The organism is Ruegeria sp. BJ6 (assembly GCF_056537885.1).
Genome location: NZ_JBQFSG010000008.1, coordinates 158,744 through 184,617 on the forward strand (window position 1 = coordinate 158,744; position 25,874 = coordinate 184,617).

At 55.5% G+C, this 25,874-nt stretch carries 24 protein-coding genes; 14 read left to right on the plus strand and 10 right to left on the minus strand.

Translation table 11 applies throughout. From position 1 onward, the window contains the following. Positions 1 to 2 precede the first annotated feature (2 nt). On the plus strand, positions 3 to 890 hold the full coding sequence (locus ACR0D6_RS16530; RefSeq protein WP_480766306.1) for a LysR substrate-binding domain-containing protein: 888 nt from the start codon (positions 3 to 5) through the stop codon (positions 888 to 890). Between the two features lie 15 nt (positions 891 to 905). Here ACR0D6_RS16530 and ACR0D6_RS16535 read toward each other — a convergent pair whose 3' ends face one another. The 3 genes from ACR0D6_RS16535 to ACR0D6_RS16545 form a co-directional block, all read right to left on the minus strand. Then, on the minus strand, positions 906 to 1,796 hold the full coding sequence (locus tag ACR0D6_RS16535; RefSeq protein WP_480766307.1) for a 2-hydroxy-3-oxopropionate reductase: 891 nt from the start codon (positions 1,794 to 1,796) through the stop codon (positions 906 to 908). Positions 1,797 to 1,806: 10 nt separating this feature from the next. Further along, the gene (locus tag ACR0D6_RS16540) at positions 1,807 to 2,823 is read right to left on the minus strand and encodes a D-2-hydroxyacid dehydrogenase (RefSeq protein WP_480766308.1); all 1,017 of its coding nucleotides are present in this window, start codon (positions 2,821 to 2,823) and stop codon (positions 1,807 to 1,809) included. 80 nt (positions 2,824 to 2,903) lie between these two features. Further along, the gene (locus tag ACR0D6_RS16545; RefSeq protein ID WP_480766309.1) at positions 2,904 to 4,289 is read right to left on the minus strand and encodes a Rieske 2Fe-2S domain-containing protein; all 1,386 of its coding nucleotides are present in this window, start codon (positions 4,287 to 4,289) and stop codon (positions 2,904 to 2,906) included. 172 nt (positions 4,290 to 4,461) lie between these two features. On the opposite strand from ACR0D6_RS16545, the gene ACR0D6_RS16550 reads away from it, so the two are divergent. From ACR0D6_RS16550 to ehuA, 6 genes are all read left to right on the plus strand, one after another. Then, entirely contained in the window at positions 4,462 to 4,995 is a 534-nt protein-coding gene (locus ACR0D6_RS16550; RefSeq protein ID WP_480452179.1) for an Lrp/AsnC family transcriptional regulator, read from the plus strand. Between the two features lie 288 nt (positions 4,996 to 5,283). Beyond that, a complete protein-coding gene (gene betB, locus ACR0D6_RS16555; RefSeq protein WP_480766351.1) occupies positions 5,284 to 6,747 on the plus strand; it encodes a betaine-aldehyde dehydrogenase in 1,464 nt (487 codons plus the stop codon). 180 nt (positions 6,748 to 6,927) lie between these two features. After that, complete coding sequence (locus ACR0D6_RS16560; RefSeq protein ID WP_480766310.1) at positions 6,928 to 7,767, plus strand: transporter substrate-binding domain-containing protein; 840 nt, start codon at positions 6,928 to 6,930, stop codon at positions 7,765 to 7,767. Between the two features lie 107 nt (positions 7,768 to 7,874). Then, a complete protein-coding gene (gene ehuC, locus ACR0D6_RS16565) occupies positions 7,875 to 8,540 on the plus strand; it encodes an ectoine/hydroxyectoine ABC transporter permease subunit EhuC (RefSeq protein ID WP_170653274.1) in 666 nt (221 codons plus the stop codon). A 3-nt stretch (positions 8,541 to 8,543) separates the two neighbouring features. Continuing rightward, on the plus strand, positions 8,544 to 9,209 hold the full coding sequence (ehuD, locus tag ACR0D6_RS16570; protein ID WP_480452182.1) for an ectoine/hydroxyectoine ABC transporter permease subunit EhuD: 666 nt from the start codon (positions 8,544 to 8,546) through the stop codon (positions 9,207 to 9,209). Then, positions 9,210 to 10,028 (plus strand): ectoine/hydroxyectoine ABC transporter ATP-binding protein EhuA, encoded by an 819-nt coding sequence (ehuA, locus tag ACR0D6_RS16575; protein ID WP_480766311.1) that lies wholly within the window; start codon positions 9,210 to 9,212, stop codon positions 10,026 to 10,028. Positions 10,029 to 10,154: 126 nt separating this feature from the next. On the opposite strand, the gene ACR0D6_RS16580 is transcribed toward ehuA, so the two are convergent. After that, on the minus strand, positions 10,155 to 10,910 hold the full coding sequence (locus ACR0D6_RS16580; RefSeq protein ID WP_480766312.1) for an IclR family transcriptional regulator: 756 nt from the start codon (positions 10,908 to 10,910) through the stop codon (positions 10,155 to 10,157). Positions 10,911 to 11,005: 95 nt separating this feature from the next. Between ACR0D6_RS16580 and ACR0D6_RS16585 the strand changes: the two genes are divergently transcribed. The 3 genes from ACR0D6_RS16585 to ACR0D6_RS16595 are packed head-to-tail and all read left to right on the plus strand — an operon-like array spanning position 11,006 to position 12,994. Continuing rightward, positions 11,006 to 11,707, plus strand: coding sequence for an SDR family NAD(P)-dependent oxidoreductase (locus ACR0D6_RS16585; protein WP_480766313.1), 702 nt, complete (start codon positions 11,006 to 11,008; stop codon positions 11,705 to 11,707). Positions 11,708 to 11,723: 16 nt separating this feature from the next. Next, positions 11,724 to 12,254, plus strand: a complete 531-nt coding sequence (locus tag ACR0D6_RS16590; protein WP_170653266.1) for a 2,4'-dihydroxyacetophenone dioxygenase family protein — start codon at positions 11,724 to 11,726, stop codon at positions 12,252 to 12,254. 5 nt (positions 12,255 to 12,259) lie between these two features. Next, a complete protein-coding gene (locus ACR0D6_RS16595; protein WP_480766314.1) occupies positions 12,260 to 12,994 on the plus strand; it encodes an SDR family NAD(P)-dependent oxidoreductase in 735 nt (244 codons plus the stop codon). Between the two features lie 246 nt (positions 12,995 to 13,240). Here ACR0D6_RS16595 and ACR0D6_RS16600 read toward each other — a convergent pair whose 3' ends face one another. The 3 genes from ACR0D6_RS16600 to ACR0D6_RS16610 form a co-directional block, all read right to left on the minus strand. After that, positions 13,241 to 14,092 (minus strand): DUF4396 domain-containing protein, encoded by an 852-nt coding sequence (locus ACR0D6_RS16600; RefSeq protein WP_480766315.1) that lies wholly within the window; start codon positions 14,090 to 14,092, stop codon positions 13,241 to 13,243. A gap of 207 nt (positions 14,093 to 14,299) precedes the next feature. Further along, a complete protein-coding gene (locus ACR0D6_RS16605; RefSeq protein ID WP_480766316.1) occupies positions 14,300 to 15,055 on the minus strand; it encodes an isochorismatase family protein in 756 nt (251 codons plus the stop codon). 27 nt (positions 15,056 to 15,082) lie between these two features. Further along, positions 15,083 to 15,514, minus strand: a complete 432-nt coding sequence (locus ACR0D6_RS16610) for a VOC family protein (RefSeq protein WP_480452195.1) — start codon at positions 15,512 to 15,514, stop codon at positions 15,083 to 15,085. 85 nt (positions 15,515 to 15,599) lie between these two features. Between ACR0D6_RS16610 and ACR0D6_RS16615 the strand changes: the two genes are divergently transcribed. Next, positions 15,600 to 16,496 (plus strand): LysR family transcriptional regulator, encoded by an 897-nt coding sequence (locus tag ACR0D6_RS16615; protein ID WP_480766317.1) that lies wholly within the window; start codon positions 15,600 to 15,602, stop codon positions 16,494 to 16,496. A gap of 102 nt (positions 16,497 to 16,598) precedes the next feature. On the opposite strand, the gene ACR0D6_RS16620 is transcribed toward ACR0D6_RS16615, so the two are convergent. From ACR0D6_RS16620 to ACR0D6_RS16630, 3 genes are all read right to left on the minus strand, one after another. Continuing rightward, positions 16,599 to 17,234 (minus strand): glutathione S-transferase, encoded by a 636-nt coding sequence (locus tag ACR0D6_RS16620; RefSeq protein ID WP_480766352.1) that lies wholly within the window; start codon positions 17,232 to 17,234, stop codon positions 16,599 to 16,601. A 50-nt stretch (positions 17,235 to 17,284) separates the two neighbouring features. Beyond that, positions 17,285 to 18,076, minus strand: a complete 792-nt coding sequence (locus tag ACR0D6_RS16625) for a TIGR01458 family HAD-type hydrolase (protein ID WP_480766318.1) — start codon at positions 18,074 to 18,076, stop codon at positions 17,285 to 17,287. A 266-nt stretch (positions 18,077 to 18,342) separates the two neighbouring features. Then, on the minus strand, positions 18,343 to 19,203 hold the full coding sequence (locus ACR0D6_RS16630; protein ID WP_480766319.1) for a DMT family transporter: 861 nt from the start codon (positions 19,201 to 19,203) through the stop codon (positions 18,343 to 18,345). A gap of 149 nt (positions 19,204 to 19,352) precedes the next feature. Between ACR0D6_RS16630 and ACR0D6_RS16635 the strand changes: the two genes are divergently transcribed. The 3 genes from ACR0D6_RS16635 (at position 19,353) to ACR0D6_RS16645 (ending at position 25,840) form a co-directional block, all read left to right on the plus strand. After that, positions 19,353 to 20,708, plus strand: coding sequence for an aminotransferase-like domain-containing protein (locus ACR0D6_RS16635; RefSeq protein ID WP_480766320.1), 1,356 nt, complete (start codon positions 19,353 to 19,355; stop codon positions 20,706 to 20,708). 594 nt (positions 20,709 to 21,302) lie between these two features. Further along, positions 21,303 to 23,489: a mechanosensitive ion channel family protein gene (locus ACR0D6_RS16640; RefSeq protein WP_480766321.1), complete on the plus strand. Its 2,187-nt coding sequence runs from the start codon at positions 21,303 to 21,305 to the stop codon at positions 23,487 to 23,489. 371 nt (positions 23,490 to 23,860) lie between these two features. Then, on the plus strand, positions 23,861 to 25,840 hold the full coding sequence (locus tag ACR0D6_RS16645) for a bifunctional 2',3'-cyclic-nucleotide 2'-phosphodiesterase/3'-nucleotidase (protein ID WP_480766322.1): 1,980 nt from the start codon (positions 23,861 to 23,863) through the stop codon (positions 25,838 to 25,840). Positions 25,841 to 25,874 lie beyond the last annotated feature (34 nt).

Below are 25,874 nucleotides of genomic sequence, written 5' to 3' on the forward strand. Positions count from 1 at the left end.
GAATGCAGCAGGAAAACCGTAAAACAGCGACTCCGCCACTGCATTGGCTGCGCGCCTTTTCTGTCTCGGCACGGCATCTGAGTTTCACCGACGCAGCGCAGGAGCTGCTGATCACGCAATCCGCTGTAAGTAAGCAGGTTCGGCTGCTGGAGCAGGCGTTGGGTCAGCAATTGTTCATCCGCCGCCATCGCGGTTTGACCTTGACCGAGGCCGGTCGCAACTATCTGCCCATCGTCGAGCGGGCCTTCAACACGCTGGAACAGGGTACGCGGTCGTTTCTGGGTTATTCGGCCGGTCGCAATCTACACCTGAAAGTGAATTACGCCTTTGCCTCGTTCTGGCTGATGGATCGACTGGATGACTTCATGGAGGCCCATCCGGACGTACAGCTGACCGTCTCAACCGCGTTGTGGGAGCAGGAGTTTCAAGGCACCACCGCGGATATCGAGATTCACTATGGTCGAGAGGAAACCTTTCAGGAAGACGCGATCCGTCTGCGGCAGGAAACACTCACGCCGGTTTGCGCACCTGAAGTTGCGAAACGGCTGAAGTCGCCGGATGATCTGGCAAATGAACGAATTCTCGATCTGACGGGTGTCAACGAAACTTGGGACTTCTGGCTCGGGCGTTCAGGGGTTCGGGGACTTGCTTTGAAAGACCGACATTTCTTCAGCACCTATGTTCTGTCGCTGACTATGGCGCAGGCGGGCAAAGGAGTGTCCATGGGGCACACGACATTAGTCGAGCGCGCGATCGCACGAGGCAATCTGGTCGTGCCGTTCGACATCCATGTTCCCGGGCGTGACGCGTATTTTCTGATCCACAATAAGGGCAGCGCCGCAAATCCTTATGCGTCGCTGTTTGTCGATTGGGTTCAGGCGCAGTTTTGAATCCGGCCCGACGCGTTATCCGTCAGAAACCGGATGGTTTGCCATCCGCTCAAGCGCCTTGACCATGCCGGAATGATCGTCCTGCGCCCCGCCATTGGCCGAGCAGGAATTGAACAGCTCCTGCGCTGTAGCGGTGTTGGGCAGCGACACGCCAAGGGCGCGGGCCGAGGCCAATGCCAGATTGAGGTCCTTCTGGTGCAGTTCGATACGGAACCCCGGATCCATCGTGCGTTTGATCATCCGTTCTCCGTGAATCTCAAGGATTCTTGAAGTGGCAAGCCCGCCCATCAACGCCTCTCGAATCTTTGCAGGATCGCAACCCGCCTTGGATGCAAAGACCAGCGCCTCGGCCACCGCTTCGATATTCAGGGCGACGATGATCTGGTTGGCGATCTTGCAGGTCTGACCAGCTCCATTGGCCTCGCTTATTAGGGTGATGTTCTTGCCCATCAGCTCGAACAGGGGTCTGGCCCGGTCAAACGCGGCTTGCGGCCCGCCGCACATGATGGTCAGGCTCGCCGCCTTTGCGCCAACCTCGCCGCCCGACACCGGGGCATCGACGTATTGACCGCCCTTTACATTTACAGCCCGCGCAAGCGCCTCGGTTGCAATAGGGCTGATCGAGGACATGTCGATCACGAGTGAGCCTTCGTGCACATTAACCAGCACACCGTTTTCCCCGGTGATCACTCGTTCCACATCGGGCGTGTCAGGAACCATGACGATCACGGTATCGCAATGCGCCGCGACCTCGGCCGGGCTGCCGACGACCTGAACGGGCTTGTCCGCAAGCGCATCGGGCAGGGCCGAGCGGTTGAGGCAAGTAAAAATAGTATGGCCAGCATCTGCCAGATGCCCGGCCATGGGGGCGCCCATGACGCCCAGTCCGATGAACCCGATATTCATGACAATCTCCTCAATAGCCCAGTTTAGGGTCGATGGGATTCAGAAGCGGCTTGCCCGCAAGAAACAGCTCCATGTTCTGAAAGAACAGGCCCAGCGTCAGCGGGATATACGCGTCGCCGTCATCGGCCGAGACATGGGGCGTGATAATCATGTTCTTCGTGTTCCACAGCCGCGACTCGGGTGCGATGGGTTCAGGGTCGAACACGTCCAGAATGGCGCCGCCCAAACTGCCTTCGTCCAACTTGTCGCAGAGCGCATCGTAATCCATGACAGCCTCGCGTCCGATATTGATGATGCCCGCCATGGGTTTCATCAGATCCAGCCGCCGCCGATCCATCAGCCCGCGTGTGTCCGGCGTATCGGGTGTGGCGATCAGCAGATAGTCGGCCAGTGGCAGAACCTCATCCAGCTGCGCCGTCGGCACACAGCGATCACATCCTTCGACATCCCGGCCCGACCGGTTTACGCCGATCACGTTGACCCCCAGAGGTTTGATCATCTTGGCACCTGACCCACCCAGCGACCCGGTTCCCAGAACCACGACAGTCTTGCCGGCGATCGGCGAGCAATAGAGCGACTCGTAAAGTGCATTGCGCTGGTTGGTGACGATGGCAGGCATATGCGAATGCAGCATCAGGATCGCCATCAGGCCGAATTCTCCGGCCTTGGCGGCATGAACGCCCTTGTTGTTGGTCAGGGTCACGCCCTCGGGCAGCCAGTCCATCGGCAGCATATGCTCGACCCCGGCACCGATGCAGTGAATCCATTTCAGATTGGGCGCAACCTGCGCCAGATTCTCGGTGGGCATGTTCCAGGTCAGAAGCACTTCGGCATCCGCCATCGAGCTTAGCCAGTTGTCAGTATCCCAGTCGATGAACGGATCAAGCTTGCCGACAACATCGGGGTGCAGCGCCTGCGCCGTGTCAAAGCGTTCACCGGTGATGGTGAACACCTCTTCGCCTTCCGGTGTGTTCGGAAATGATCCTTCAGCCCAACGGTTGTTTTTGACGTGAACTTTCACAGCCATAGTGGTTTCCTTGCGTAGAGTTGACCAAAAAATCCCCGCGGACCGATGGAAGAACCGGTTCGCGGAGGAAGTAGGGGAGTTCACCCGATACCGTTGGCTTCCATTTCCTTGAGTCTTTCGATGATCGCGGTGTCACGGTTCTCGTCACACCAGTCTTCATGCTCGAACTGCATGTCCATCACCGCTTCGCCGATCTTCAACAGATAGGCACTGTCGTCCTGACCATCGATCGGGGGCAGATGTAGCACCGTGTCCTGACCATAGGTGCGCACCGAATTTGCGCCGTGCCGCAGGGGCTGAGGTGGTTCGATGCCGTCATTCTCGAGATCCCGGATCGCCTTACGTACACGGCGCCGATATAGCGAGATGCCCCGGTCCGTCGGCATCAGGTTCTCACCTTTATGGGTCGAGATTGGCCCCATTCCTTCCACGGCTTCCGAATCCGCTGGGTAGCGCTGTTTCTCTTCGGGTGTCCGGTCCAGAACCTCACCCTGTTCGATCATCTCGTGACCTTCCTTTGTGTTGTATTCGTGCGGGTCCCATCGGTCGCCGAAATTCGCCCATGCGTAGACAATGGTGTTTTCGTCATCCACCGGCACCACCCAACGGGTAAAGCACGACCGTCCGAAATAGCGCTGTTCGGTCCCGTCGGCGGCATAGGCTGACCCGGCTTGGGTAAAGTTCGGCAGCACAAGCTCGTTTAGCCGGACCCAGGCGTTTTCGCCGATGCGTCGGGTGGATGTGCCGAGGAAATGGTTTTCATTCCGCTCATAGAATTTCAGCTCACCCGAAGCCATCATTCCTTCGGAGAACTGAGGGTGGCTGTTCTGGCTGTGCAAAAAGGTTGTATGGGTCGGGTCCATGATCGCATCCTGAACCTGAATCCAGTTGCAGGTATATGGGGCCTTGTAGGGCGCGCTGGTCATGCCCTCATGCTCGAAGGCGTCGTAGATCGGGAAATCAGGCTGTTTGTCGGGCGGGCCCATATAGGCGAAGATTATACCACGATATTCGATGACCGGATAAGCGCCCAGCCGGGTCCGTTCCTTGACCATCTCGACCGCGCGTGCGGTCTGATCCTCGGCTGGCGCTTCGAGAATTTCGCCATCCGGTGCAAACAGCCAGCCGTGGTAGCAGCAGCGAATTCCCCGGTCTTCGCATTTCCCATATTCAAGCGAGGCGCGCCGATGCGGGCAGTATTTGTGGACCAGCCCGATCTGTTGCTTGTCCTCGCCATAGCGGAACACGACCAGTTCTTCGCCGAGGATGGTGATGGCTTTGGGCAGATCGCCAAGATCGTCGGTCAAATGGACCGGATGCCAGAAACGGCGCAGATATTCACCTGCGGGTGTGCCCGCTCCGACGCGGGCGATCTCTTCGTCGATCGCGGCGGGATGGGATTGATTGTAGCCCTGGAAATTCCCGGCAAATGTTTTGATCTGCGGTTTTTCTGCTGCGGATGACATGGTTGGCTTCCTCCTGATCGGTCGGGCGCTTGGTTCCATCGAACTGCAGTTCTGCAAGTTGATTCAATCCGAACTTTGATTGCGAATTATTTCACGTCAACGAAAAATTACGATCCCAATATTACGAGATTCGTAGTAAAATCCGGATTACGTATCAAATTAGAGAGTTCTCATGACCGAAACCAACCGAAAAAAGCCATCATCCGATCACGCAACCGGGGCAGGCAGCCGTCAGCGGGACACCGCATTGTTGAATGACAGCCTCAATCAGGAAATTATCCAGGCGCTGCAAAAGGATGGGCGCACTCCGTTTGCGGAAATTGCCCAAAAACTCAACGTATCCGAGGGCACGATCCGAAATCGGGTAAATGCCATGAAATCCAGTGGCAGCCTGCGCATCGTCGCCGTCACCGATTCAGGCGTTTCCGAGTATCGGACCGAGGCCATGGTCGGCATTCGCGTCGCTTCCGGACATCGGCCGGAAAGCGTTGCTGCCCGCCTCTCGGCGTTGGAGGAAATTGTTTATGTAGTTTGGGTAAGCGGCAATTATGACCTGCTCATCGAAATTGTGACAGATGACCGCAAGACCTTTCTCAGCATGTTGTCCGAGCATGTCTATGGCCGGGAAGACATCGGCTCGGCCGAAGTTATGACCGGGCTGATGAACTTCAAAAACCAGTTTCTTCTCAAAAGCAACTGGGGATGAGTGAAATGCGGAACCGTCATCGAGTTTTATGGGAAGATACGAAATCCGTAATCAGTATGAAAAAAGTTCTCATAAAGATTACTGTAACAGCAAAGATGTTGCGTAAAACAGAAGTTCGCCCCTATCATGCTGGGACAGAACACTCGAATCAGGCACGCCACGTTGTCGAATGTCCTCACGCCGAAAGGAATGGACATGGACTTAGAAGCAAAGTCGAACCCATTGGAGGAATCTGCCAATGTAGCTGACAGCGGCGTGGCCACACGCGCGCAACCTGTTTCGTCTGGCCTGCGCGCGCAGCCGCAGGCCTCTCATTTTGTGGATGGAGAGTACGTGGAGGATCCGGCAGGTGCCCGGATCGAATGCATCTATCCTGCAACCGGTGAGCGGATTGCCCTGCTGCATTCCGCAACACCCGACATCATCGCGCGCGCGGTAGAAAGCGCAGCGCGGGCGCAGGCAGAATGGGAACGAACCTTACCGGCTGAGCGGGGTAGAATCCTGCGCCGGGCGGCCGACATTATGCGCGACCGGAACCATGAACTGTCCGTTCTCGAGACGTTGGATACCGGAAAGCCGTATCAGGAAACGATTGTTGCGGATGCGCTGTCTGGCGCTGAAGCATTCGAATTTTACGGTGGGCTGGCCAGTAGCCTTTCGGGCGAGTGCATCCCATATGGCGAGTCGTTTATCTATACGAAGCGGGTCGCGTTGGGTGTGTGCCTTGGTATCGGTGCCTGGAACTATCCGACACAGATCGCGTGCTACAAGGGTGCTGCAGCATTGGCCTGTGGCAACTCGGTCATTTTCAAACCTTCCGAAGTCACGCCGCTTGGTGCGCTGAAAGTCGCGGAAATCTTGATCGAGGCCGGACTCCCGAAAGGGCTTTACAACGTGGTCCAGGGCTATGGCGATGTCGGGGCCGCGCTGGTCACGCATCCCGATATCGAAAAGGTCTCGCTGACCGGTTCAGTGCCCACGGGATCAAAGGTGATGGCCGCAGCCGGCGCGGGGATAAAGCATGTGACGATGGAGCTTGGCGGTAAGTCTCCTTTGGTCATATTCGAAGATGCCGATCTGGACGCCGCTGTAAGTGGCGCGATCCTTGGGAACTTTTACTCTGCCGGACAGATCTGTTCGAACGGCACTCGTGTTTTTGTCCAACAGCCGATCCGGGCGGAGTTCGAACGAATGCTCGTGGAACGAGTGCGGCAAATCCGTCTGGGTGATCCTCTGGACCCCGACACGCAGATGGGATCGCTGATATCTGCGGCACATATGCAGAAAGTGCTGGGCCACATTGAAACCGGACTTTCAGAGGGGGCTCGGCTGCTGTGCGGGGGAAAGCGGGCGGCCGTTCACGGTTTCGAAAACGGCAGCTTCGTCGAGGCCACGGTGTTTTCGGACGTCACAGACGACATGCGCATCGCGCGCGAAGAGATTTTTGGCCCTGTTCTGTCGATCCTCGAATTCACGGACGAGGAAGAGGTGATCCGCCGCGCCAACGATTCGGACTTCGGGTTGGCAGCAGGGGTCTTTACGCGCGATCTGACCCGGGCACACCGGGTGATCGACCGGTTGCAGGCAGGTACGTGCTGGATCAACACCTATAACACCATGCCGGTTGAAATGCCGTTTGGCGGTTTCAAACAATCAGGCGTTGGCAAGGAAAACTCCCGGGCCGCGCTGGATCACTACAGCCAGATCAAATCCGTTTATGTCGAAATGGGAGGAGTGGAAACGCCCTATTGAAAAACACCCGATATCGTCGGGGATGGGAAACATGAGCCTGAAAAGATCAGTTTTTTCAGCATCTTTCCGTCCATCGGCACAGCCCGAAAAGACGCATGAAACAGCGCGCCGGGCAGGCAAGCGTATTTGGCTACGGATCGTTTGTCGGACCAGTCATTCCAACAGTAAGGAGAACCTACAATGAAAACCAAAATTCTGGGAACCGCCCTTTCCGCCGCGCTGGCCCTGACGGCCGGCAGTGCGCTCGCCGGACCGCTGGAGGACCGAGTCGCGGCAGGCGAGCCGATCCGCCTTGGTTTTGCCGCGGCGGCCCCATGGGCCCATCCGGGAGAAAACGGGGAACCGCTGGGGTTCGTAAACCAGATCACCCTGGATCTGCTGGAAAAGATGGGTCACACGAATATCGAACCTGTCGTGACCGACTGGGCTGGTCTTATCCCAAGCCTGATGGCGGGTCGTGTCGATATCATCACCGGTGGGATGTATATTCTGGGTTCGCGCTGCGAGAATATCGACTTCTCCGAGCCGGTCGGGCAATTCGGTAACGCCTTCATCGTGCCCGAGGGGAACCCCGAGAACCTGCAGACATATGAAGAGATCAAGAATGCAGGCGTCACCATGGCCGCTGTTGCAGGCTATGTGAATGTCGAAGAAGCATTGAAAGTCGGTATACCCGAAGCCAACATCATGCAGTTGCCCGGCACGACCGAAGTGCTTGCAGCCGTCAAGGCCGGTCGGGCGAGTATCGGCGCGATGACCGCAGTTGAGGCCTATGACCTTGCAGCCAAAACCGACGGCATCGAAGCGACGGATACCAACGCACTGCCGGAATGGACTTTCAACTGGGTTGCTATCGGCTTCCACCCCGATGACGATGGATTCCGGGAAGAGTTCAATGCTGCCATGCCCGGTTATCTCGGGTCCGAGGCAATGCTCTCTGCCGTCGAGCAGTGGGATTACTATCCGGACAACGTTCCGGGCGAAGACGCCTCGATGGAATGGGCCTGTGCCAATCGCTGATCCCCAGCGAGGATCATTCACTTAACTTGCAAAAAGCAGCGCCCTGTCGGGCAGGGCGCTGTTCTTTGCACCTCTCATCCTCTGAGTAAACACGAAGGGAGCGGCGTTTGCCCTATTACGAATTTCTTGAGGCCTATGGCGGACGGCTGCTGGAGGGGTCGCTGATCACGGTTGTGCAGTTTGTCCTGGCCACAATCGTGTCCGTAATCGTCGCCCTTACCTTCGGGTTGATGCGCCTCTCTCAGAACGTCGCGGTCAAAGGCGTCGCCACTGTCTATATCGAGATTTTTCGCGGAACGTCGCTGCTGGTACAGCTGTTCTGGATTTTCTTCGTTCTTCCCTTGTTTGGGGTCACGCTGGACAAATTCACTGCTGGTTTCATTGCCGTTGGAATGAATATGGGCGCCTACGGGGCCGAACTGGTCCGCGGCGCAATACTTGCCGTTCCTAAAGGGCAGTGGGAGGCTGCCAAGGCCATCAACATGACACCCGGGCAAAGGATGCGGCGTATCATTTTGCCTCAGGCCTTTGTCATCATGTTGCCGCCCTGGGGCAATCTGGTCATCGAGATCATGAAAGGCACGGCGCTGGTGGCGCTAATCTCTGTCACTGACCTGATGTATGAAGCCCGCCAGATTAACATTTCGACCTTCCTGTCGGTTCAGACTTTCGGCACGGCTTTGATCATCTATTACATCTTCGCGCGGTTCCTCATCACGCCCTTCATGCGATATTTCGAGCGCACGATGGCCCGCAAGATAGGGAGGGCCTGACCGATGCAATGGCGCTGGGACTGGACCTGGGAATTGTTGCCGCGTTTTATCGACGCGACGGGAAAAACTCTGCTGGCGGCGGGCGGGGGATATGCCATCGCCGTGGTGTTGGGGCTGGTCTTCGTACTGGCACAACGCACGCCGTACCGCATTGTCACAGTGTGCGTGCGCGAAGTGGTCGAGTTTATCCGCTCGACACCGCTGCTTTTGCAGGTGTTCTTCGTATTCTACGTGGGGCCGCAGTTCGGCATCAACTTGTCGCCCTGGACATCGGGCCTGATCGCGATTGGTGTTCACTATGCGGCCTATCTGTCCGAAGTTTATCGCGGTGGCATCGAAAGCGTGCCGAAAGGCCAGTGGGAGGCCGCAACCGCCATCAACATGCCGGTCATCCAAACCTATCGCCGCATCATCATCCCGCAGGCGCTGCCGCCAGCGATTTCGGGAATGGGGAATTACCTGGTCGGTATTTTCAAGGATACCCCGATGCTGTCCGTGATTGGCGTGGCCGAATTGATGCATACCGCCAACGCGGTCGGCGCCCAAAGCTATCGCTACCTTGAACCCTACACCATGGTCGGCGTGATCTTCCTTGCGATCTCACTGCCCACCGCTTTTTTGATCGCCCAGTTTGAAAAATGGGTGCGCCGTAAAATGGGAATGAGATAAATGAACGAAGACATGAGCCAATACCCAATGCGCCTTGAAGGCGACGATATCCCGATGGTCCGGTTTCAGAACGTGCGTAAAAGTTACGGCAATCTCGTTGTGCTGGACGATCTGAACCTGGATATCGATGCGGGTGAGATGGTGACAATCATCGGCCCGTCCGGGTCAGGCAAAACCACCGTTCTGCGCATGCTGATGACGTTGGAAACCATCAATGGCGGCGTCATCTACGTGGATGGTGAACCCCTGACACATATGGAAAAAGGCGGTGTGCTGGTGCCCGCGAACCCGGCGCATATCCGGCGTATTCGCAGCAAGATCGGCATGTGTTTTCAGCACTTCAACCTGTTCCCGCATATGACCGCCTTGCAGAATTGCATGGAAGGTCCGGTGCAAGTTCTCGGAATTCCGAAGAAAGAGGCCGAAGAGCGGTCGATGGAGCTTCTGCAAATGGTCGGCATGGACGAGAAGCGCGATCAGCATCCGTCGCGCCTATCTGGTGGCCAGCAGCAACGCGTCGCCATCGCCCGTGCGTTGGCCATGCGCCCCAAGGTAATGCTTTTTGACGAAGTAACGTCGGCTTTGGATCCCGAAGTGATCGGAGAAGTTACCAATGTCATTCGTAAGCTCGTGGATGCGCATAATCTGACTATGCTGATGGTGACGCATCAGATGGGGTTTGCCAAAGACATCTCAGACCGCGTCTGCTTCTTCTTCAATGGCGCGATCGAAGAACAGGCAGCGCCCGAAGAACTGTTTGAAAACCCGAAACGAGAACGCACACAGCAGTTCCTGAATGCGGTCCTCGAATCCAACTGAGGACCCGCCAAGGAATTCACTTAACCAATGGGTTTTGTAGTTCGTGACGAGTGATTGGGCCGCGGACAAGAACCAAATCCGGAGCAAGAAGACGTTGTAGCTCGCGCTGGGGGAGTCCTATCAGCGTCACGCAGAGCGACCGGACAACTCTCGAACGCATTCCAAAACGGCTGCCGAGTAACGCGATTTGTTCCTGTCCAGTCGAAACAACGGTACGGACACGCTGATGGCGGCGATAGGGCGTGCGGCGTCGTCAAGTATTGGCGCGCCGAAACAGGCGATGCCGACTTCATTCTCCTGATTGTCAAAAACGAAACCCTGTGTGCGGCATTGGTTAATCTGAACGCGTAATCCGGCAGGGTCTGTTGTTGTGAAAGACGTGATTGGTGTCAGGGTCGCGGTTTCGAGATAATCGGCAAACTCATCCTCAGGCAAAGCGGAAAGATACGCTTTGCCCACACCGCTTGAGTGCAACGGAACAAACGTACCTATGGTCGAGTTCATGCGCACTGTTTCGAGGCTTTCGATTTTGTCGATGTAAACAAGCCCTTCGCCACTTGGTACGGCGAGGTGCACGGTTTCCCCCGTCTTGTCTCTGACGCGAATAAGGGCATCGCGGGCAAGGTCGCGAATGTCAGATGTAGACAAGGCGGTACGGGCCAGATTGATCAAACGTGGGCCGGGTTTGTAGCGTTTGTCTCTGGCCTGAATTACCAGGCCTTCGGCTTCCAGCCCGTGCAGCAATCTGTACAGGGTGGGGCGTGTGAACGTGCATTCCGCAAGTAAATCCTGAAAGGCCGGAGGCGTGGTTCGGTCGCAAATATGCTGCAAGAGACTGATGCTTCGCGCAAAACTCTGCGTCCCCTGAATTTGTTTTGACATGCGTGAACCTCTCTGTTGACCAGCGAACTGCGCAGCGTGTAACGTCCATAAAATGGTCTAGATGTCCATTATATGGACAATGTAAGATGGAAGCAATGAACGAAATACAAAAACGCGCCTTGATCACCGGCGGAACCAGCGGGCTTGGACTGGCGATTGCCGAAGGTTTTCACGAGGCGGGTTATCAGGTGATGGCTGCCGGATTGGGCGATCTGCCGGAGGGTAAACCCGGTCTGAGTTTTCATTCGCTGGATGTGACTGATGGGAAAGCGGTTGAAGCCTTTTGCCAAGACATTCCCGGACTGGATGTCGTAGTGAACGCTGCAGGCGTCATCCGGCGCAACGAAGAGCACGATCCGGAGATATTTGCCAAAGTTGTGGATATTAACCTGAACGGCACAATGCGCGTTTGCGCTGCCACGCGTGCGCATCTTGCCGAAACTAAAGGTTCAATCATCAATATCGCGTCGATGCTCAGCTATTTTGGCGGTGGATTGGTGCCTGGGTATGCGGCATCCAAAGGCGGAATCGCACAACTCACCAAATCACTGGCGATTGCTTATGCGCCGGACGGGGTTCGCGTAAATGCGCTGGCACCGGGGTGGATCGCCACGCCGCTGACACAGAACCTGCAAAACGACCCTGAGCGCAGCGCGGCTATTCTGTCGCGCACCCCGATGGCGCGATGGGGCAAACCACAGGACCTGATCGGCCCGGCCCTGTTTCTGGCGTCTGAACAAGCAGGGTTCATCACCGGAACAATTCTAAACGTGGATGGCGGCTACGCCGCAGTCTGAAAGCAAGGGAAGCGAAATGCCACTGTCTGAGACCGACGAAAACCCAATGGTGCCATACAAGCACCCCATGCCACAGGACGCGCTGCCCGAGATCGTAGTGCCAAATGCGCTGGCGGAAGACGACCCCCGGATGTGGGTCCAGCAGACCGAGACGGTATTCTTCCGCCCGCTCTGTCTGAATGTCAGTCAGGGATATTGGATGAACCTTCTCAAGGTGACAAAGGCAGGTGTTTTGTCACGCCACCGCCACCCGAACCCGGTACACGGCTTTGTGCTGAAAGGCCGCTGGCATTATCTGGAGCACGACTGGGAAGCCACCGAAGGCTCTTACGTTTACGAGCCTCCGGGCGAAACCCACACTTTGGTTGTGCCGGAAGATGTCGAGGAAATGATCACCTATTTTCAGGTGAACGGAGTGATGTATTACTGCGACCCCGACGGAAATCACCTTGGCTACGAGGACGTGTTCACCAAGATCGACATGTGCCGTGCGCATTTCGAGAAAGTCGGCCTTGGCGCTGATTATGTGAAAAACTTTATCCGGTAAGGTCCATGAGCAACGTAACTTATGACTTCGCAGGTCGCACCGCTGTCATCACCGGTGGCGCGGCTGGGATCGGTGCAGAGATCGCCCGCCACTACGCCGCTGCAGGTGCAAAAGTCGCCATCTGGGACTTGGCCGAGCCTGAAGATGCGCCAGCCGGGTCCATCACGTGCAAGGTTGACATAAGCCAACCCGAACAGATTGCCGAAGCGGTTGCAGAAACCCGCGCGGCCTTTGGCGGCATCGACTTTTTGTCCCACAATGCAGGCTTTGCCGGGCCAACCCTGCCGGTGGTTGAGAGTGACCCCGCCACATGGGCGCGTGTCGTCGAGGTGAACCTGACCGGCACCTTTTATCTTGCTCATGCGATTGTGCCAGTCATGCAAGAACGGGGGTTTGGCCGGATCGTCAACATGGCCTCGCTGGCCGGGAAAGAAGGTACGCCAAATGCGTCGGCGTATTCTGCGTCCAAGGCGGGCGTGATCGGCTTTACCAAATCGCTCGCGAAAGAGCTGGCGCAAACTGATATTCGTGTGAATTGCATCGCCCCAGCCGCAATCAAGACCGCAATTCTGGACCAGATGACGCCAGAATTCGTACAGATCATGATCGACAAATCGCCGATGAAACGGCTGGGTTGGGTCGAAGAAGCCGCGCGTATGGTGATGTGGCTCAGTTCCGAGGACTGCACGTTCAACTCGGGCGCGGTTTTCGATCTCTCTGGCGGCAGAGCAACTTATTGATGACCCACATTCGCAACTTCACGCCCGGCCCGGTCGAGGTGGCCGGGAATGTGCTGGCTGCGCGGCATGGGCTTTTCAAGAGACTGGCGTACAGGTCAGACGTGTAGAACCTGGGATCTTCTGCATGACGTGGAGGCTTTTGCGCGCCTTGCAAAAACAAGTCCGGCGGCTATGCCTTTGGTGAATTTATGCTGGTTTTAGCCTGCAAATATTCCGTGATTTAAGTGCCCAACAAGTTTTGAAGCGCTAAAAATGGATGGGCGTAATTCGCGAAGTCACCCAGATTGCGATCAGCAGGATTGCATAGGTGCCCATGACCCAGAGGAACATTGAGTGCAAAGGCAGCGTCTTCATGCTCATGCCGTGACTGGGCATGTCCTCCATGTCGCCATGGGACATACCGTTCATCTCTGAAGACAAGTGACCGTTGCCCGGTGCCGGGCCATCTGCCCCGGGTAGGGTCATACATCCGTGTTTGAGGTGGTTGGCAACCAGCCAGTAATTGATCGGGAATGCAACAAAACCCCCAACAATTGCCGCCAAGCTCATACGAAACCAAAAAGTCGGAGAGAGCGGGTCTTCCGATTCCGGCCAAGCCGCGGCCAACAAGACCATGGTCGGAATCATGCCTGTCATCACCATGTTCATCGAGACCGTCTCTGAAAAGAACGTCTTTCGGACAGCTTGCGAATAACTTCCATACATCGAAAGCATCATAAGGGCCTGAAAGATGAAAAGCCCCGAGACGAAACCGAAGACGTATTCGACAAGGATGTCCCATCCATTTGATAGCGCGAGAAAATGAACAACGGTGGCGGCAACAATGATCCCCGTAGCGTCGCCTGCTAAGCAGTGCATTTCGCTGTTGACCCCTTGCTTCCACGGTGTGCGGGTGAAACGGTCATGTCCGCCTGGAAACGGTCGGCGGCAGGTAATCATATAAAAAAATAGGCCGACTGGTCCTGTATAGATCGTCACCAGAATCCAAGCCATGCGCTGAACCCAACTCGTCACGCCGTTGCTTATTGAATCCCAAACAACGAAAGCTACGCTGGCACCAGTCAATAAAAACCAGACAAGCATCGCGCCGTTGAGCACATCGACCTCCTTGAAATACAAATCCTGTTAATTGAACCAAGTATCAACGTTCAGGAGATGTCAGGCAATATATGGCGAATTTTTCGATCTATGGGAATGAGAGCTCAATTTCCCTACTTTGGTGATGTTGCCCAAGTGCGAGCAGGCAATGCCTGGATAAAATTTTATTTTACTGCCAGGGACCGAAGCCCCTGACAGATGTTGGCTTTACCACTTGGTATCTGGGTCGACTTTAAACAGATGTTCCATGAACACACGGGTAACGGCCTGCAACTTGTCAGTACGCGCGTGGTCGCGTTGCAGCTCTGCCGGAACCACGTTCCACGTGATCGGTTCGACCCCCGCCTCAATCATGCGGCGCATGCCGTTTTCGTGGCTGAGCTGGGTTACCGAGCCAACGGCGTCTTCCGGTACATAGACATCATATCCGGCAAGTTCGGCCTCAATCGCGGGATAGGCCAGGCAGACATCTGTCCAGAGACCACCCATAATCAGCTTTGTCCGGCCGGTTGCTTCGACCGCGGCGACAAACTCAGGTTCTTCCCAGGCGTTGACATTTGTCCGGTCGACAAAGATCGCGTTCGGGGCCAGTTCGCGCAATTCTTCGATCATCGGGTCATAACCGTTCAGGCCCACGGCGACATGACTGAAAATGATTGGGATGTCATAGATCACAGCGGTCTTTATCAGACCCGTGGTGTTGTTGATCAGCTCTTCATGGTCGATGTTCTTGACCCCAGCCAAAATCGGAGGCTGGTAATCGATAAGGATCAACGCCGAGTTGGTCGGTGACAGAAACGGGTCTTCGTCAGCGGCCCGGACCGGCGTGCCCTGATAGCCTTCTGGATATGTCGCGACGCCATTTATTGTTTTGATCATCGGAGTTTCCGCCGCTGCCGGCATTGCTGCGACAGCGATGATCAGGCTCAGGGCTGTGGTGAGCGATTTTGGGAAAGTTAACATGAGAGTGTTTCCTTGGTTGCTTGGGTTTCAGCCGTGCACATGCTCGGCAATAAGCTGCGCGACTGAAGGACCGGGGCCGACAAGCTCCAGAACATTGCGATCCGGGTCGCGAATGAAGATGGTTTTGGTGCCGCGAAATTCTCGGCGGCCCGTGATGGCGATGCCGTTTTCGGTGACAAAGGTTTCGGTTGCTTCAGCGTCCTTCACCTTGACCGCCAGGTGGGTGATGCCCGGATACTTCTCTGCCTCGTCCATCAGAACGTTTTCGCCCGCCTTTGCCGTTGCCGGACCCAACAGGTTGATGTTGACCCCCGAAGGATGGAGCATCACCAATGGATGCCCGTCGTCAAAACCGCCATCGGCGATCATCTCGAATCCCAGCAACTCATAGAAGGTGACAGATGCATCGCGATTACTGATACGGATGCCGATGTGATCGAAGTTTCTGATGTCCAACATGGTTTGACCTTTCCTTTGCTTGCAACAAAGGTAACTATGCCTGTAGTGAACTTTAATAGCTCAGTTGGAACGGCATATATTCCATATGGATCAAAATAAGGATCTCTTCGACGGCATGGTACTGTTCTGCACAGTGGTGGAGCAGGAAGGTATGAGTGCGGGCGCCAAGCTGTTGGGCCATACGCCCAGCCATGTCAGCAAAGAGATTGCACGGCTTGAAGCGCGGCTTGGGACACGACTCCTGAACCGGACAACACGACGGATCAGCCTGACGGAATCCGGGCGCATCTATTATGAAAACGCGCGCCGAATGGTGGAGGACGCCCGCGCGGTGCAAGACCGATTGCATTCGGTCGGCGACCGACCCTTTGGGGAATTGCGGATGAGTGTGCCTGTGGTTTTCGCTCACGGGTGGCTGAATGACTGGCTGCCCGAGTTTCTCAAGCGATATCCCGAAGTAGATCTGAACATCGACGTATCCGAGCGTCGCGCCGATATGATCGGTGAAGGGATCGACCTGCTGGTGCGCATTGGCGATCTGCCCCCGTCCGACCTGATCGCCCGCGAGATTTTTCGTACACAGGGTCTGACGGTGGCTTCCCCTGCTTATCTGAAACGAAACGGCACGCCGAGACATCCCGATGATTTGAAAGGGCATCAACTGATTGATTTTTCGTTTCATGGGGTCACCCAAAACTGGACCTACCCGGGGCCCGACAGAGAAGTGATCACCGTGCCAATCACGCCGCGCATTCGATGCAACGATGCCCATACAGAGAAGGCACTGGCGCTTGCCGGGCGCGGGATTACCCGTCTGCCAGAGCTTTCCTGTCAGGCTGAACTGGATGCCGGATCATTGGTGGCGATTTTGCCCGATTTCCGTCCGCCTTCCATCGGGGTCAACGTGATCTATGCCAGCCGCGACAACCTACCTGCCAAGACTCGTGCCATGATCGATTTTCTGGTCGAAAAGAGCGACTGAGGTCAGGACCTGCAAAGGTTCCAATTCCATCGCTGGCGGCAAGCGGTCTGATCGTGATTTACACTGTCCTTTTGCCGCAAGGTCTGGTCCGCCATGCTTGGTCTAGCCATTGAACCAAAGCGGTGTGTCGCCGTCTGCCCACGGCGCGTGCTTGTTCATTACGTTTGCGAAGGCTTCGCTTGCCAGGAAACGATCCAGCCACGCAATCAAATTCGGCCATTCCTGTGCGTCAAACCATTCCCTGTCTATATGGGCGAACTGGCGGACAAAGGGCAAAAGCGCCAGGTCTGCAAGGGTTGGGCGGTCTCTAAAAAGCCAAGATTGACCGGTCAGCCGTTCTTCAAGTTTGACCAAATAGCACTCAGCTTTCCGGCGCTCTGCTGCATGGTCAACATCTGGATAGCGCGTAGCATATTTTGTGCGATCCAGTGCATCCTTGAATGGACCATCATTTTCCGCGATCAAGTCCCACCCTTCCTGAGGCATGTCCAGAAGTCGCTGGGGGTCATTCTGTTTGAGAGCCCAGATCATGATATCCAGGCTTTCGTCAAAAACCCTATCCTGAAGGCGAAGCGCCGGCACCGTGCCGGATGCAGATGTTTGCAAGAAAGCTTGTGGCTTGTCCTTTAGGCGGATTTCACGCAATTCGACTTTGACGCCCGAGCTCGCCAATGCAAGACGAGCTCTGATTGCATATGGGCAGCGGCGGAACGTCCACAATATTGGGTGATAAGCCATATGAGGATTTATCTGCATTCCGCCAGCACGGTCAAACCCTTCCTCGACCGTCATGTTGGAGCTTCTGCCTCTAAGTTGTCACGTCCGGTCAAGCAGGCAACCGCTTCGCGAATATCGGCCACGGTAGCCGTCGGTTCAGGGGCAAATCGGGTCTCGTCACCTTCACGGAATTTTCCGGTGCGCACCAGATAGGCCTCTGCCAAGCCTGCAGCTAGTGCGCCAGCAATATCGCTTTCTGCATCATCGCCGATCATTGCTGACTGAGCAGGCGAGGCTCCGGTGCCAGCAACAGCAGCCCTGAAAAACCCAGGGTCCGGTTTGCCGAACAGTCGGGCCCGAATTCCGCTGGCGTGTTCCAACGCTTTGACGAAGCAGCCCGCATCAAGGCTCAGCTCCCCATCCTCATCCATGAAAATGCGGTTGTTCGCGAGAGCGATCAAAGGTGCCCCCTTCTGCAACAACCGGTAGGCTTGGTTCAGGTTTTTATAGGAAAAACCTTGAGCCGCATCGCCAACAATAACGGCGGGCGGCCCACTGCTATCACAGCAGGAAAATTCCTCCTCAAGCGCAGGATGGACGAGCAAATGCGGGCTATGCCCCGTGTGGACCAACCAATCGAGGGCGGCCGCAACGGGCGTAAATAACTCGTCCGGCTGAATGTCGAACCCAAGATCGTGCAGCTTGCCCATTATGCGGTGCTTTGGCTGTCGGGTGCTGTTAGTGAGACACCTCACTTGCCGCCCGCTGGAGCGCAAATGGGTAAGAGCCTTCGCGGCTCCGGGGATCGCTTCGGTCCCTTGGTAGAGAACTCCGGAGACATCAAGCAGTACTGTTTGGATCATTGGCAAACTGTGCCTGAGCCTGCGCGAGGCGTCAAATTATGCACCTACTGCGCCACCCTGAACCTGTGATCTTGGAAACAGGATTCCGACCCAAATGATGTGACGATTGTCAGTTCTACTGTTCGGTGAAATCTCGTTGTTCCGCAGCAATATCTCAGACAGCGCGTGACCGTGCGTGCCGCGGTGGAGATCAGGATGATGGAATAGTGCCGCGCTGAGCACAAATGACTGCTTTAGGGAACTGTAATGAAGAAGGCCTTGGGTGGCTAAGCAAAGCGCTTTGCCCCGGCGACGCATACAACCACAAAAATTGTGATCCCGATCATGGATGGCGCTATCGGTTCCGCCAAAAAGGCCGCTGCAAGGATCAAGCCGAAGAACGGCTGAAGGAGCTGAAGTTGCCCAACACCTGCCGTGCCTCCCAGCGCCAGGCCACGATACCAGAAGACAAAGCCAACCAGCATCGAAAAGATCGAGACGTAGCCCAAACTGAGCCAGACTGGCAAGTTCAGCCCTGTATATGTGTCAGGCCAAGTCAAAAGTGCAAAAACGGACATGAACGGTAGAGAATAGACAAGCGCCCAGGAGATTACCTGCCATCCGCCAAATCGGCGCGATAGCAGTGCACCTTCGGCGTATCCCAATCCGCAAACAACGATGGCAGCCACCATAAAGAGATCTCCGATGAGCGATGCGTCGGCGCTTTGTGTAAGTGCAAAACCAATGACGGCCGCGCTGCCTAAAACTGAAAATACCCAGAACAACGCGGACGGGCGTTCACCACCCCTCAGAACGCCAAAGGCAGCAGTGCTCAAAGGTAAGAGGCCGATAAAGACAATCGAATGCGCGGCAGTGATGTGCTGCAGTGCCAGTGCCGTCAAAAGAGGAAAGCCGATCACCACGCCCAAAGCTACAATCAAAACAGAAATCAGATCAGCACGCGGCGGCTGTTTTTCTTTGAAGAAGACCAGCAAGAAAAGGGCAAGTACAGCCGCCAGAACCGCTCGGATTGATGTCAGAAAGAATGGGTCCAGACCGCCTACTGCCACCCGCGTGGCAGGTAGCGATCCGCTGAAGATCAAAACACCAAGCAGCCCGCTGCCCCAGCCAGAAAATGAGGAATTCATCAACAAAGGGTCCCTTTTTTAGAACCTTGTAGCTGGAGTGGCCCGACAGATGCAGGTACAAAGCAACACAATTGCTACAAACTGTACTGCTAGTTGATGCCATACAGAGAAGGTCGGAAATGGTGACAGCGACCCGTCGAACCCTTGTGATGGAACACATCAATCGTCGTATTCGGTCTCGATCACTCGGCGCTGGCGACAAACTGCCTTCGGTTCGAGGCCTCGCGTCCCGACTGGGTGTGTCACCTTCGACGGTGGTAGAGGCCTATGATGTCTTGGCTGCTGAAGGGGCTATATTTGCCCGACGCGGGTCTGGCTTTTTTGTGACGGACCGCGCACAGCCGTTCGTGGTATCACAAGCCGGGCCGCAGCTTGATCGGGAAATAGACCCGCTTTGGGTGGCTCGACAATCGATTGATGCCGGAGACGATATTGCAAAGCCCGGATGTGGCTGGATGCCTGCCGACTGGATGCCGGTCGAGTCACTCAGACGTGCCATGCGCGGTGTGGCGCGTGGCAAAGGAAGTGTTCTCACCGACTATAGTAGCGCACAGGGCCATGCTGGTCTGCGAAAGCATGTGGCACGGGTGTTGTGCGACCAGAACATAGAGGTGGATCCCGATACTGTTCTGCTTACCAATTCCGGATCTCAGGCACTGGATCTAATTTGCAGAATGCTTCTCAAGCCTGGCGATACGGTTTTGGTGGATGATCCGTGCTACTTCAATTTTCAAGCGCTATTGAGGGCGCATCAGATCACTATTGTCAGCGTCCCATATACGCCCAATGGTCCCGACTTAACCCAGTTTGAATGTGTGCTTAGCAAAGAACGCCCACGGCTCTACTTGACCAACTCGGCATTGCACAATCCAACGGGTGCGACGATTGCCGCAGCTACCGCACACCGCGTGTTATCTTTGGCTGAAGCATATGATCTACACATCGTGGAAGATGCCATCTTCTCCGAGTTCGAACCCGATCTTTCCCCGCGATTGGCAGCATTGGATGGGATGAACCGGGTTCTAACGATTGGAAGCTTCTCCAAAACGCTCTCGGCGTCGCTCAGATGCGGATACATAGCGGCGCGCCCTGATTGGATTGCGGCCCTAACCGAGCTTCAGGTTGCGATCAGCTTCGGTGGCTCCAGCCCGATGGTCACAGAATTGCTGCATGCGGCGCTCACCGACGGGAGTTATCGCAAACATATGGACGCGCTTAGGATCAAATTGGATCGGGTCCGCACGCGTTCAATCAAAGAGTTGAACACGATAAACATAAGGCCCTTCGTGAAGCCCAGAGGTGGGTTTTATCTATGGTGCGAACTTCCCGACGGGATGGATGCAGCAGTGCTCGCGCGAATGGCTCTCAAGAAAGGTGTTGTTCTGGCACCTGGAAATGTATTCAGCCCAACTCAATCTAAAAACTCGTTTCTACGTTTCAACGTAAGCCAGATGACAGGAAAAACCCAAACGGAACTACTCCGGGATCTAATGACTGACGTATAATTGGACGTTTCGCCAACTTGCCCCTCTTTCTATTGGTCGTACTCAGTCGGACGCCTTGATTGGCGCTCAGGCTAATGTACTGGGCACGGATTGGCTGGCACGCGCAGGTGTCAGGCTTAAGCTGGATGTGTCCGAAACCAAATGTCGTCGGGCAAATCCACGCGCTTTAGGGGCCGTTACTTTGGTAGCGATGCAGTAAATGGTAAAACGGCCAGTCTCAGCACAAGTTTCTGATGTGTTCATTTGAAGAAATCGGCAGACCTTTACACAAGCTCTGTTTGCCCTCAACGCAAAAGGGCGTAGCCACAGATAAACCATCCAGTTGATCGCGATGGAAAAGATTTCCCAAAAGGCTCCGGTCACATCTGGGAACTTGGCAGTATTCGGCCGGGCATGACCAAATCAATCCAACCCTTCGCGCTAAACGGCAGACTGATCCTGACCTTGATCACTGTCCAGAAAACTGTTGCTTTCAATTCGGCAAGACCCGGAAACTGTTCAAATGAACACATCTGCGCAATCGGATCGCTATATCCAGTCGGCTTAAGTTGCCACTTAACCTAAGTGGAAAAGCAGAGTTGATCGAGGAGGGAAGTGAGCAGACATTTCAAATGGATAGCGACCGTGGCCATAGTGCTGCTTTTGGCGGGGCAATGGTCAGCAAACGCACAAGAAAGTTCCGCAAGTCTCGCCCATGTTTCCATACCCGAGGACCTGACGCCGCAACAGGTTGATGAATTGATTGCGCGTATGTCGGACGATCAGGTGCGCGCGACCTTGCTGGAACGGTTGGACGCGGTGGCGGCACAGCAGGACGAAGCCAGCCAAACCAGAAAAGGCGGAGTTCAGGCAATTTCGGAATCAGTTGCGACAATGACTGCATCATGGCTGGATGTGATCAGGAAAGTCCCGCTTCTGCTCACGGCTCAGGTCGAAGCTTTTTCGAATTTCACCAGTTCCTTTGGGGCAGGCGGGCTGATGACCCTGTTTGCCTATACCTTTCTGGCGCTGGCCATCGGTTTTGCCGCTGAACAGGTCGTGGGATTGTGGACCCGCCGTTGGATCAAAGTGGTTGATGGAGACGCCTCGAACAATCTTCGCGGTGCAGTCACTTTTTTGTTCAAACGGTTCTGCTGTGAATTTCTTGGGCTTCTGGTCTTTTATTATACGCTTGTTTTTGTGGCTCGTCGGTTGCTGGACGAGCAGCAGATCGCCCAGGCTGCTCCATTTGTGTTCTATTTGATCTGGTTCCCGCGGTTGGGCGCGGCCATTTCCCGGTTTATTTTGGCACCGAAGCAATCCGGCTTGCGGCTGGTCAACGTTGATGACCACTGGGCGAAGTATCTGCACCGCAATCTGCTCGGACTATTTCTGTTGATCGGGTTCACCCTGTTCATCCTCGGGTTTAATGCGATGAACGGCGTTATGCCCGGGGAGGCCTGCCTTGGGTTCTGGCTGAATACTGCGATACATATCTATGTCGGGATGATTGCCTGGAAGGCCCGAGATGGTCTGTCGGACAGGATGCGGGGTACGGATCCGGACCGTACCCATTTTGACGACGAAGTAGCGCAATATTATCCCTATTTTGCGATTGCAGTATCTGCCGGTACTTGGCTGCTGGTCGAATATCTGTCCGCGCAGCGTAACCCCGCCGTCTTCGCGCTATTGGGTGAGGGTGCGCACTTTACCACGATGTTCTGGTTGCTGATCGCCCCGGCGCTTGACACTCTGATACGTGGCTTGGTGCGCCATCTGCAGCCTCCAATGCTGGGCGAAGGCCCTGTGGCCGTGCGTGCGTACAAGTCGACCAAACGCAGTTACATTCGAATTGGTCGGGTCCTCGCCGGTATTCTGGTCATTCTGATGATCGCCAATACCTGGGATCTGGACCTTCAGGAAATCGCTGGGGGAGGTGATGAATCCGGTAGCAAGCTGATTCAATTCTTCATACTCATCGCGGTCGGCTACGTCCTGAATGAGATCGTAGCGCTTTGGATCAACCGACGGCTGGCAAAAGAACAAACCACCGATCAAAGCCCGGATGAAGAGGCAGGCGAAGGCGGAGGCGCAGGTGGCTCTCGTTTGGCGACCGTTTTGCCCTTGTTACGTGTCACTGCTCAGGTCGCAATCGCCGTTATCTTCGCTCTGCTCGCGCTGAGCGCGTTGGGCTTGGATATCACGCCTCTGCTGGCAGGTGCCGTTGTTCTGGGTCTGGCCATAGGATTTGGCGCGCAGAAACTGGTCTCGGACATTGTGGGAGGAGTTTTCTTCTTGGTCGACGACGCCTTCCGCGTCGGAGAATACGTAGACGTGGGTGGTACCATGGGTACGGTCGAAAAAATTTCAGTCCGGTCGATGCAGCTGCGCCACCATCGCGGACCGGTGCACACCATCCCGTATGGCGAGATCCAAAAGCTGACCAACTTCAGCCGTGACTGGGTTATCAGGAAGCTGAAATTCACGGTGCCCTTCGACACTGATCCCAACAAGGTCAAAAAGATATTCAAGCGGATCGGTGCAGAAATGATGGAGGATGAAACGCATAAGGATGGATTCCTGCAACCCTTCAAATCTCAGGGTGTGTTCGACTTCGACGATGTTGGAATGATTATCCGAGGCAAGTTCATGGCCATTCCCGGCAAGCAGTTCACCTTGCGAAAAGAAATTTTCAACCGCGTGAAGGCCGCGTTCAAAGAGAACGGGATAGATTTCGCTCGCCGCGAAGTACGTGTCGCAGTGCCGGGGCTGGAAAAAAATGAGCAACTAAACGAAGGGTGAAACGACCTCTGTGGCAAACTTTGGTGTCGTTAAGAAGTTTTGGCTGGCCGATTTCGCCTCGACCATCTCTTTTTCTAACGGGCAGCCCAAGCACTTCGGAATTTTGTTGATGGCTTTGATGCCTGCGGTGTTGGCGTCGCTCTTGCCGATCACCTGCTGGCGGCGCGCACGTCAATCGCCATAAGTTAGCAACAGTGCCCCGACAGGGGGTTTCCCACCTGACATACCCTAGCAAACACATGAAGTTTGGGTATGGTACTGAACATAACCGCCTACAAACGACGCGTCAGATGTGCTGGCAACCCGTGTCATATGGTTGTTGTGAGAATCCGACAAAAGACGCGTTGACCAACAAACTTGAAAGGTGACCTATGTCGTTCTCCAGCAGATCACTAATATCCCGTCGCCAGTTCCTCGCCACTACGACTGCCAGTGCTGCGGCCATCACCCTGCACCCATTTTCAGCGGCTGCGGCCAACAATCAGGCGCATCTACGGATTATGGAAACCACAGACATACATGTCCATGTCTTCCCCTATGACTACTATGCAGACAAACCCCGTGACACAGTGGGTCTGTCCCGTACAGCGTCGATCATTAACGAAATCCGGTCGGAAGCGACGAATTCGATGCTTGTCGACAACGGCGACTTTCTGCAGGGCAATCCGATGGGCGATTACATCGCCTACGAACGTGGCATGAAAGATGGAGACAGCCACCCGATCATCACCGCGTTCAACACTGTTGGTTATGATGCTGCCACGCTCGGCAACCACGAATTCAACTACGGCTTGGAGTTTTTGGACAAGGCGCTGGCAGGGGCAGAGTTCCCGGTTGTTCTGGCCAATGTGGCAAAAGAGAAAGGTGCAAACCCGCGCGACGACAAGACACTTGTGCAGCCCTACGCCATCCTCGACCGCGAAATCGAAATGGGCGACGGCGCCAAACATCCGATCAAAATCGGTGCAATCGGCTTCACACCGCCCCAGATTATGAATTGGGATCGTAAGCATCTTGAAGGCAACGTTGAAGCGCGAGATATCGTCGAGACAGCTCGGGCTTATGTGCCTGAGATGAGGGAACAGGGATGTGATCTGATCATCGCACTGTCGCATTCGGGGATTGGTGGCGCTGATCACGAAGATGGCATGGAAAACGCATCAGTCGTTCTGGCCGGTGTCGAAGGGATCGACGCGCTGGTCACGGGTCACAATCACCTGGTGTTCCCGTCACCGACATTTACAGACCGCCCCGGGATCGATGTGGATAACGGCACGCTGATGGGCAAACCCGCCGTCATGGGCGGCTTCTGGGGGTCGCACCTTGGACTGCTGGACCTGCTTTTGGAACGGGACGGAAATGAATGGCGCGTAGTGACTACCACGTCCGAGGCGCGGCCCATTTCCAAACGCAACGAAGACCGCTCGATTACCGCTCTGGTCGGCGATGATCAGAATGTTCTGGCGTCGGTTGCAAAGGAACACGACGAAACGCTGGCTTATGTCCGGCGCGCGGTCGGCAAGACTTCGGCACCGTTGCACAGCTATTTCGCGCTGGTCGCGGATGACCCGTCTGTGCAAATCGTCTCGATCGCGCAGAAATGGTATATCGACGAGATGCTGAAAGGCACCGAGCACGAAGGCCTGCCCATCCTGTCAGCGGCGGCACCTTTCAAGGCTGGCGGTCGTGGTGGCCCGGACTATTACACCGATGTTCCAGTCGGTGACGTTGCCATCAAGAATGTTGCCGATCTCTATCTCTATCCAAACACGGTGCGTGCGGTTCGAGTGAACGGTGCGCAGGTGCGTGGTTGGCTGGAACGCTCGGCCGGCATGTTCAATCAGGTTGAAGTAGGCTCCAAGGATGCGATCCTTTTGAACCCGGAATTCCCATCCTACAATTTCGATGTGATGGACGGTGTGACCTATCAGATAGACCTGTCCCAGCCTTCCCGCTTTGGGCCAAAGGGCGAAGAGGTAAACCCCGATGCAGCCCGAATTGTGAACCTTGCCTTCAACGGTGAGCCGGTCACGGATGACATGGAGTTCATCATCGCCACCAACAACTATCGTGCTTCGGGCGGCGGTTCTTTCCCCGGCGCATTAGGTGACACCGTCGTATTCGAGGCCCCGGATACCAACCGCGACGTCATCGTGCGCTATATCGTCGAGCAGGGCACGATTGATCCCAAAGCAGATGCCAATTGGTCGTTTGCTCCGCTTGAGGACACGACTGTTTTGTTCGAAACCGGCCCGAAAGCGCGGGATTACATGGGCGACGTCAAGGGCGTCTCAATTGAGGATGCCGGGGAAGGAACAGACGGATTCGCGGCGTTCCGCATCAAGCTCTGATCCGAGCTGTGTGAGAATTTACCTGCCATCGAAT